The organism is Paracoccus sp. MKU1 (assembly GCF_001447385.1).
In the GTDB taxonomy this organism is placed as follows: Bacteria; Pseudomonadota; Alphaproteobacteria; order Rhodobacterales; family Rhodobacteraceae; genus Paracoccus.
This window is the reverse complement of sequence record NZ_LLWQ01000190.1, coordinates 22,660-29,792: the sequence shown is the minus strand read 5'-3', so window position 1 is coordinate 29,792 and position 7,133 is coordinate 22,660. Positions and strand designations below refer to the sequence as shown.

The window sequence follows — 7,133 nt, the reverse complement described above, 5'->3', positions numbered from 1 at the left end:
CCCGGAAACCCCGGTCGCGCCCTCCAGCAGTTGGTCGCGCCACTGCTTGATCTGGTTCGGATGAACGGCGAAATCCTGCGCCAGCTCGATCATGGTCTTCTCACCCTTGATCGCAGCTACCGCCACTTTCGCCTTGAATGCCGGGCTGTGATTCCGGCGCGGTCGTCTCGTCATGGTCTTCTCCTCGCTCGCAGCATCATGCTGCAGTTGCTCGGAAAATCCACTTAGCCCACCTGTTCAGATTTCCGAAGCCACCTCTCCGGTTGCGCGCACCCCCCTCAGGCAAGAGCTTGGTATCGTAGCGTGCCTGCATGATGTCCACCTCCTTGAATAAACACGCTGAATGTAGAGCGGGCGCATACGGACATCACACAATCTGCGTCAGAGCCAGATTTGCAGGCCGAAACACATGCTAGGCAAACCCATGCAGAATGGCTTCGCGGAAAGTTTCAATGGGCGGATGCGGGACGAGTTACTCAATGAGACCATGTTCCGCAATCTGGCTCACGCTCGCGTCGAAATAGCGGCCTGGGTGACCGACTACAACACCGAATGCCTGCATTCGGCCTTGGGTTACCAAACCCCGATCGACTATCCGAACATGTGGTTGACCGCCTTTACAACGGGGTGGCGTTTCGACATCCGACGCGCGCACCCCGCAACCAGTCGCGCAGGCCGCTGACCATCAGCGCAACCTGCGGCCGGGCTGATCAAGCCTGATCGGAATCCGTTCGTACCGGGTGCTGGAGTAAGGCAATCACGAAAGAAAACGTTTACATAAGAGTGATTCGGGATTAGAGGATGCTCCATTCCGACAGCGCGACAGGAGGAGACATCATGCGCGACAGGTTCCAGATCCCGCCCGACATCCGGCGGGCGCGGATAGCGACCACGGCCGTGTTCTTTGTGAATGGCATGGCTCTGGCGCTGTTCTTTTCAAACATCGCGTTGCTCAAGGAATTGATTGCGCTCAGCGATGCGCGGCTGGGCACGGCACTGGGCCTGCAAGGGCTGGGCACGGTGATCTTCGTCGTGATCGGCAGTCTGGTGGCAACGCAGTTCGGAACCCGTGCCACCATGCTTTTTGGCGCGATCATGCTGGCGCTGGCGCTGCAGATGGTCGGCTTCGCCACGCAATACACCGGCTTTCTGCTGGCCATCCTGGCGCTTGGCGCCTCCAACAGTTTCATCGACGTGTCGATGAATGCCCATGCCTCGCTGGTCGAGCGGCAATGGCGGGCCGAGATCATGCCCTCGTTCCATGCCGCCTACAATTTTGGCGGCTTTGCCGGGGCGTCGCTCGCCGCACAGCTGATCCGGGCCAGCGGCGGGGCCTATTCCTCACTGACGGTGGGCGGTATCGCGATGGTGGCGGTGCTGGTGCTTGGCTGGGTGATGCTGGGCAATCTGAAGCCCGTGGCCGAAACGTCTGAGGGCGGCAGGCGCGCCATCATCCGCCATATCCTGCGCTCGCCGGCGATCGTCATCCTGGGCGTCTTCGTCGCATTGGCGCTGTTCGTCGAGAATGCGATGAACGGCTGGAGCGGCGTCTATCTGCGCGACGTGGTCAAGGCCGATCCTGCGGCGGCTGCCAATGCCTTTGCCGCCTTCCAGCTTGCTCTGGCCATCGGCCGGCTGCTGGGCAGCGCCGCCATCCGCCGTTTCGGCGCCGAATGCGTGGTCGTGTCGGGCGGTCTGCTGGCCGCGGCGGGCGTGCTGTTGGCGGTGACGGTGGCGTCGCACTGGGCGGCGTTGATCGGCTTTGCCGCCATAGGGTTCGGCTTGGCGAACTGCACGCCGATGTTCTTTACCCGGGCTGCGGCCGCGATCCCCTCGGCGCCGGCGCTTGGCATCGCGCTGGTCAACACGATTGGTTATATCGGCTATATCTGCGGCCCGCTGGCCTTGGGGCTGGTCTCGGAATATCAGGGCCTGAAAACCGCCTTCCTGCTGATCCTAGGTGCCATGTTGATCATCGCACTGGGGTGCCGGCTGGTTACGGCGCTGAAATCCTCGGCGCAGATTGCGGTGCCATAGGACACCGCATCCCGGCATTCCCGCCGTCCCGGCCTGCATGGTCCGGGGCGGCTTCGGCATGTCCGGCACGGCGGGCAGGGTGACGACCGGGCATGAGTCAAAGTCATGCCTCTGCGCCCTGGCCCATCTTGCCGGGAGGGGGCCGATTGCGCAGCCTGCTGCAGACCGGATCGGGACAGGAGGATCGGCGTGAGCAGCGGAAATGCAGCGGAATACGATTTCATCGTGGTGGGCGGCGGCTCGGCCGGCTCGGTCCTGGGGGCGCGGCTTAGCGAAGGCGGCGACAGGGTCCTGCTGCTGGAGGCCGGGGCGGGCAGGCATGTGCTGCCCTATGACCTGCCGTTCCTGGCTGCCAAGCTGTTCTCGTTCAAGGCCAACAACTGGGCCTATGAATGCCTGCCCCAGCAGGGCATGAACGGCCGCCTCCAGTTCTTTCCGCGCGGCAGGATGCTGGGCGGCTCGTTCATCTTCAACGGCGCGCAGTATATCCGTGGCAATCCGGCGGATTTCGACCATTGGCGGCAACTCGGCAATCCCGGTTGGGGCTATGAGGATGTGCTGCCCTATTTCCGCAAGTCCGAGGATTACCGCGGCGCCCCGAGCCCTTATCATGGCACCGAGGGGCGGCTGCCGGTGGCGAAGCCGCCGATGGTGAACCCGTTGACGCGGATTTACCTTCAAGCCTGCGCGCAGGCCGGCCATCCGTTGAACGGGGATTTCAACGGTGCCTCGCAGGACGGTTTCGGCATTTACGATTTCAACATTGCCGAGGGTCGCCGCATGACCACGGCACGGGCATTCCTGCGCCCGGCGATGGTGCGGCCGAACCTGCATGTCGCGACCGGGGCGCTGGTGCGCCGCGTGATCCTGCGCGACGGCCAGGCGGTCGGCGTCGAATATGAACGCGGCGGCAAGATCGAAACCGCCATGGCCCGGCGTGAGATCGTGCTTGCGGCGGGCTCTTTCAACTCGCCCAAGTTGCTGATGCTGTCGGGGATCGGCGATCCGCAAGATCTGGCGCCGCATGGCATCCCCGTCGCCCATGCCCTGCGGGGTGTCGGCAAGAACCTGCAGGATCATGTGAACGTGTCGGTGGCGCATGCGGCAAAGCAGCCGAACTCGTTCGCGCGCACGCTGCGGGTGCATCGGCTGGCGGCGGCGATGTTGCAGGGCGTGCTGCTGAAACGCGGCCAGATCACCCAAAGCCCGCTGGAGGCAGGCGGCTTCTTCTCTTCGCGCGAGGGTGTCGTTGCGCCCGAATTCCAGGCGGTGTTCATCCCCTGGTATCCGGGCAGCGGCTTGCGGCTTTGGATGCCCTGGGCCGACCGGCTGGAGGGGCACAGTTTCGTGGCCCATGTCTGGCCGAACCGGCCCGAGAGCCGGGGGCGGATGTGGCTGGCCTCGAACGACCCCAAGGCGCCGCCGGTCTTCGATCCGAACTTCCTGTCCGAGGAATCCGACCTGGCGCTGACCCGCGCGGCGATCCGCGAGACGCGCCGCATCTTTGCCCAGCCCGCCTTCGATGCGGTGCGGGGCGAGGAACTGGCACCGGGCGCTGACATACGCTCGGACGACGAGCTGGACCAGTATATCCGCCAGAGCTCGGGCATCGGGCACCACACCTGCGGCACCGCCAAAATGGGGCAGGACGCCATGGCCGTGGTCGATCACCAGCTGCGGGTCCGTGGCATCGGCGGGTTGCGGGTCGCCGACGCCTCGATCATGCCGACCATGGTCAGCGGCAATACCAATGCCGCCACCATCATGATCGCCGAAAAGGCGGCCGACATGATCCTGGCCGCATTATGAGCCAGGCTCATGCAGCAATGACGGCGCGCGGCTTGAGCGCGCGCCGCGCCCGGCGCTAGCCTTTCCGGGCAACAGGACAGGCGGGCGCCGGCACGGCCGGAAAAGACCCGCGGCAATGGCCGGAACTGGCCGCGCCGATCACTCAGCATGTCACATCGACAGGGAACCAAGATGAAGAACCTCCTCACCGCATCGCTCATGCTCGGCGCAAGCTGGCTGGGCGCCTTGCCGGCCGCAGCAGCGGACGCGCTGACCGGCTCGATCTATCTGCTGGTGCCGAACGTCACCACCAGCCGGATCGCCAAGTTCGATATTCCGAACATCACCGCCGCCGTCGCCCGGCACGCGCCCGGGGTCGAGCTGAAGGTGCTGAACGCCAATGACGACATGCAGGCGCAGATGGCGCAGGCCGACGCAGCGCTGGCCAGCGGCACGCGCGGCATCATCCTGATCTCGGTCGATCCGCCGCGCTCGGCCAGCATCCTCGCCAAGGCCGAGGCCGACGGCGTGCCGGTCGTCACCTATGCCCATGATCCCGGTCCCGGCCCGGTCAACTATCACGTCTCGGTGCCCTTTGCCGATATCGGCGAGGCGCAGGGCAGATACCTGGCTGAGAACCTGCCCGAGAAGCGCCCAGTCAAGCTGGCGCTGATGCTGGGCGATCCAAAGTTCGCCTTTTATGCCGAGCAGATGAAGGGTTTCGACAAATACCTGGAGCCGCTGATCGCGTCGGGCGAGGTCGAGATCGTCTGCCGGGCCGATGCGCTGCTTTACCTTGCCGCCAATGCGCAGAAGAACATGGAGCAATGCCTGACCCGGACCAATAACGAGGTCGATGGCGTCGTGGTCATGAACGACGATACCGGCGGGGGCGTGATCGCGGCGCTGGCGGCGCAGGATCTGGTCGGCGAGGTGCCGATCTTTGGCGGCTACGATGCCACGCTGGAGGGGATCCAGCGCGTATTGCTGGGCTGGCAAAAGGCCGACATGGCGCCGCCCTATCAGGCGATGGCCGATGCGGCGGTGCAGCTCGTGGTGGCTGCCGCCAAGGGCGAAGCCGCGCCGGAGGGGCTGGTCAACGGCACCTGGGAAAACGGCTATGCCGAGGGCGGCGTGCCGGCGCGGATCGAGCCGAATATTTTCATCACCCCCGAGAATGTGCAGGAAACCGTGATCGACGCCGGGCTCTACACTCGCGACGAGCTTTGCGGCGGCATCGGGAAACAGGCCGCGTTCTGCCAATGACGGCCGGGCGTGACAATCGACAGGGAATGGCAATGGCAATCCACACTCCTCCCCCCGTGCTTGAGGTGCGCAATGTCTCGGTCCGTTTCGGCGGGGTCGCGGCGCTGACCGATGTCTCCATGGCCGTCTGGCCGGGCGAGGTCGTGGCGCTGGTCGGCGACAACGGCGCCGGCAAGTCCACGCTGGTCAAGACCATCTCGGGCATCCAGCAGCCGGACGCTGGCGAAATCCTCGTCGCCGGCCGGGCCCATGCGATGAAGGGACCGCAGGATGCGGCCGCGGCGGGCATCCAGACCGTCTATCAGGACCTTGCGCTTTGCGACAATCTCGACACCGTGCAGAACCTGTTCCTGGGGCGCGAGATCTGCCTGCCCTGGTGGAAGGGCCGCCGCATGGACCGCGCGCGGATGGAAAAGCGCGCCCGCGAGGTGCTGTCCGACCTGGACGTCAAGATCCGCGACACGCGGGTGCCCTCCAGTTCGCTTTCGGGCGGGCAGCGGCAATCGGTGGCGATCTGCCGCTCGATCCTGGCCAATCCGCAGGTCGTTCTGCTGGACGAGCCGACCGCCGCGCTTGGCGTGGCGCAGCGCAAGCAGGTGCTGGCGCTGATCGAGCGGCTCAAGGCGCAGGGCAGGGCGGTCGTCATCATCTCGCATGACATCGGCGACGTGCAGCAGATCGCCGACCGTGTGGTCGTGTTGCGCCTTGGCCGCAAGGTGGCCGAGGTGACGCGCGGCGGCTACAGCCGCGACGAATTGATCGCCGCGATGACCGGAGCCCTCGACGCGGCCGAACTTGCCGCCCTGCGCAAGGAGCTGGCCCATGGCTGACCTGAGTTCGGACCCCAAGGCCCTCTCGGGCAGGACAGGATTTTCCCGCATGAACCGCCACGACCTGATGACGGCGCTGGCCACGCGCTGGCGCATGGTGCCGGTGCTGATCGCGCTGGCGCTGATCTGGACCTATTTCAGCTGGGCGAACCCGCTGTTCATCAGCCCCCGCAACCTTTCGAATCTGTCGCTGCAGATCGTGGTGACCGCCATCGTGGCGCTGGGGCTGATGTTCGTGCTGGTCGTCGGAGAAATCGACCTGTCGGTCGCCGCATCAGGGGCGGTCTCGGCCGCGATCTCGGCGGGGCTTGCGGTCAATGCCGGCGTGGATATCGGCATCGCCATCCTGGTCGGCTTGGGCGTGGGGGCCGGGATCGGCGCCTTGCAAGGGGTGATCGTCACCTGGTTCCGGGCGCCTGCCTTCATCGTGACCCTGGGCATGTCGCTGATCCTGCAAGGCATCCTGCTTGACCTGCTGCCCGAGGGCACCAACCTGATCTCGCTGGTCGGCACGCCCCTGGGCAAGGTCGCGACGCTGTATCTGTCGCCCGGCATGGGTATCGCGCTGCTCGTCGCGATGACGGCGCTTTACGGGTTCCTGTCCTGGCAGTCCTGGCGGGCGAACCATCAGCAGGCGCTTGGCGGTTCGCTGCTGCGCGAGGTCTTGCTGCCCACCGCCGCCATCGCCATTGCCGGGGCGGCCGCCGTCGCGGTGTTCAACGCCTATCGCGGCGTGCCGGGCCTGGTCGCCTTCCTGCTGGTGCTGCTGGCCGCATTTTCCTATGTCACCACGCAGACGCGTTTCGGCCTTTACCTTTACGCTGTCGGTGCCAATGCCGAGGCGGCGCGGCGGGCAGGGATCTCGGTGCCCTTGGTGCGCATCGCCGCCTTTACGCTGACCGGACTGTTCGCGGCGCTCGGCGGCATGATCGCGGCGGGACGGGTGCTGGGGGTCTCGCCCGACTCGGCCGATACCACCTTGCTGCTGGAAGCCATCGCGGCGGCGGTGATCGGCGGGGTCAGCCTGTTCGGCGGACGCGGCTCGGTCTGGGCGGCGCTGATCGGTGCCCTGGTCATCGGCTCGGTTTCGAACGGCATGTTGCTGATTAACGCCTCGACCCAGACCCGGCTCGAGGTGCAGGGCGCGATCCTGACGTTGGCGGTGGTGCTGGATGCGCTGCTGTCGCGCCGCGGCGGCGCGAGATAGGCGCG

At 65.7% G+C, this 7,133-nt stretch carries 6 protein-coding genes and 1 pseudogene; 6 read left to right on the top strand and 1 reads right to left on the bottom strand.

The window, feature by feature from the left end:
* The coding region (locus AQY21_RS15905; protein WP_082658100.1) for a transposase at positions 1 to 174 on the bottom strand (174 nt) is incomplete at its 3' end.
* A gap of 241 nt (positions 175 to 415) precedes the next feature.
* Between AQY21_RS15905 and AQY21_RS27195 the strand changes: the two are divergent.
* The 6 genes and pseudogenes from AQY21_RS27195 to AQY21_RS15875 form a co-directional block, all read left to right on the top strand.
* Positions 416 to 682: pseudogene (locus tag AQY21_RS27195) on the top strand (transposase); the annotation flags it as partial.
* Between the two features lie 155 nt (positions 683 to 837).
* Positions 838 to 2,037 (top strand): MFS transporter, encoded by a 1,200-nt coding sequence (locus tag AQY21_RS15895; RefSeq protein WP_058098596.1) that lies wholly within the window; start codon positions 838 to 840, stop codon positions 2,035 to 2,037.
* Between the two features lie 189 nt (positions 2,038 to 2,226).
* Complete coding sequence (locus tag AQY21_RS15890) at positions 2,227 to 3,846, top strand: GMC family oxidoreductase (RefSeq protein ID WP_058098595.1); 1,620 nt, start codon at positions 2,227 to 2,229, stop codon at positions 3,844 to 3,846.
* A 171-nt stretch (positions 3,847 to 4,017) separates the two neighbouring features.
* A complete protein-coding gene (locus AQY21_RS15885) occupies positions 4,018 to 5,091 on the top strand; it encodes a substrate-binding domain-containing protein (RefSeq protein ID WP_058098594.1) in 1,074 nt (357 codons plus the stop codon).
* 32 nt (positions 5,092 to 5,123) lie between these two features.
* Positions 5,124 to 5,921: an ATP-binding cassette domain-containing protein gene (locus AQY21_RS15880; RefSeq protein ID WP_065169946.1), complete on the top strand. Its 798-nt coding sequence runs from the start codon at positions 5,124 to 5,126 to the stop codon at positions 5,919 to 5,921.
* Positions 5,914 to 7,128, top strand: a complete 1,215-nt coding sequence (locus tag AQY21_RS15875) for a sugar ABC transporter permease (RefSeq protein WP_058098592.1) — start codon at positions 5,914 to 5,916, stop codon at positions 7,126 to 7,128. Before AQY21_RS15880 ends, AQY21_RS15875 begins: the two co-directional genes overlap by 8 nt.
* The last annotated feature ends 5 nt before the right edge of the window (positions 7,129 to 7,133 follow it).